The sequence below is a fragment of the Bacillus sp. 7884-1 genome (assembly GCF_002272245.1).
Lineage (GTDB): Bacteria > Bacillota > Bacilli > Bacillales > Cytobacillaceae > Neobacillus.
This window is the reverse complement of record NZ_NPDD01000288.1, coordinates 1-2064: the sequence shown is the minus strand read 5'-3', so window position 1 is coordinate 2064 and position 2064 is coordinate 1. Positions and strand designations below refer to the sequence as shown.

Sequence of the window (2064 nt, the reverse complement as noted above, 5' to 3'; positions counted from 1 at the left end):
CTGATTGCTGTTTAATAAGCAAATCAATTAACGTGAGTAGAACTCGTTAGTAACGAAAACCCTATTCAAGGGGGTTAGAGGGTTTGTTTTTAAAACCTCCCCCAATTTAATAATGTAGTGCTTCGGAAAACACGGTAACCGATTCTTCCTCAAGGGCTTTGTAATTATGCCCATAGGTATCCCAAATCATCTGCGGAGTGTTTCCTAATCGTTCTGCAACAGCTATAACAGGTTGTTTTTTTGCAATTAATATGGAGGCATGGGTATGCCTTAATGCATGTGGAGTAATTGACTTTAACATAGTCTTTTTGGCAATCCTGTCAAAGCAATACTTCACTGTGTTAGCACCTGTTGGAGTACCGGTTTGATACGAGATAAAAATAAAGTTATCATTAGTTAGTTTCTTTCAAATGACAGCATTGTTTCTTTACACCATGTACGGTATATAGTTTTAATTGATGTAACAAAATATCATCCACTCTTATGGCTCGGTAGCTATTTTTCGTTTTTGGCGTCCGGACCCCTTTATTATCTCTCGTACGTTCCACAGTGATTGTTTTACTGTTAAAGGCCACATTATTCCAAGTTAACCCCAATGCTTCACCTTTTCTTACCCCAGTAAACGCAAGAAGTAAAATCAACGTGTAATTTGTGATATTTTCTATTTCTATGGCACCTTTAAGAAATTCGTTTAGCTCCTCAGCTGTAAGGAAATTATCATTTACCGTTTCAATTGGGATGGTTATTTTCGTAAATCGATTCCTTGGAAAAATTCATTATCAACTGCAGCGTTAACAGCAACCTTAAATAATTTATGAAATAACTGTACCGTACTTGGTTCATATTTCTTTAAGAGTTCGTTAATAAACAAACGCTTATAGGTGGTCTTATCTAACTCAGCAAGTTTGTATTTTCCAAGGATTGGCTTCATTTGATATTTAATGGCATTTTCGCGTTGTAGCTGTGTCGTGATCTTCCAATCATTTTTATGTGTTTCAAACCAAATATCTAACCATTCGGAAATAGTTAAATTTGAATTTTCAACTTGTTTCACATTGCCATTTTTGATGCTTGATTTTACCTCTAAAAGTGTCTTGAATGCTTCCTTTTCAGATGAAATGCCTTGCCCTGACTTTTCCTTACGTTGCCCAAGTGCATTGTAATACCTGTATCGAAAACCCCACAATTTTTCACCATCGGAATTAAAATAATAATAAAGGTCTTTATCCTTTTTTGTTTTGTACTTTTTCATATTAATCTTCCCTTTCACTGCGTGGACAGACGAGTAAGGGGGAAATGGCATACAGACACCACCTTTATTATTTAATAAAAATTAGTAAAGTTTAAACAGTGCTGTATATAATTTTTTGTCCACGCAGTATTTTTACCACTCGTCCATAATTTCTCTCATTATGAAAAGTTTACAGGTACTAAAACGGATCGACCTCAGTTCCAAGCGTTGTTATCGGAGCTACAAGCCGGTGACACAATCGTTGTTACGAAGCTAGACCGGTTGGCACGTAACACGAAGGAGGGCATCAACGTAATAGAAGGGTTGTTCAGTATAGGTGTAAGAGTTCACGTACTTAACGTTGGTCTACTTGAAAATACTACAATGGGGCGCTTCTTCCTTCAAACCTTGTTTGCTGTAGCTGAAATGGAGCGAAATCTAAATGTGGAGCGAACTCAGGAAGGAAAACAATCCCCAAACAGCGCGAGGACTTTAGGGAGTGCAGACCAAACAAGTTCACAAATAAACAGCTTGAGCACGGACTGGAGCTACTTGGAATATATTCGTATAAATAAGTAGAAGATATGACCGGAATCTCAAAAAGTACGTTAATAAGAGCAAAACGAAAGAAACTAGGCGTTGAATAAGGCGTCTTTTTTTGTTTTTTCCCATGCTCCCAGGTTCAGTACGCCTCCTTGAAGTTCACAACAGGCGACATTTTTTTCCCGACACATAACTTTAGTAGATCTTCAACTAACTGGCAGTTTTATGGAAGAAGGAGTTTGTGTATTATTTGTAGAAGTTTAAAAAGTTGCAAAAGAATGGGTTTGAAG

Annotated in this window: 2 pseudogenes; one reads left to right on the top strand and one right to left on the bottom strand. The window is 37.1% G+C overall.

The annotated features are described in order from the left end of the window. Positions 1 to 106: 106 nt before the first annotated feature. Positions 107 to 1252 (bottom strand): annotated as a pseudogene (locus CHI06_RS28190) (tyrosine-type recombinase/integrase). 162 nt (positions 1253 to 1414) lie between these two features. Here CHI06_RS28190 and CHI06_RS28185 point away from each other — a divergent pair. Further along, a pseudogene (locus CHI06_RS28185) lies at positions 1415 to 1803 on the top strand (recombinase family protein); the annotation flags it as partial. Positions 1804 to 2064 lie beyond the last annotated feature (261 nt).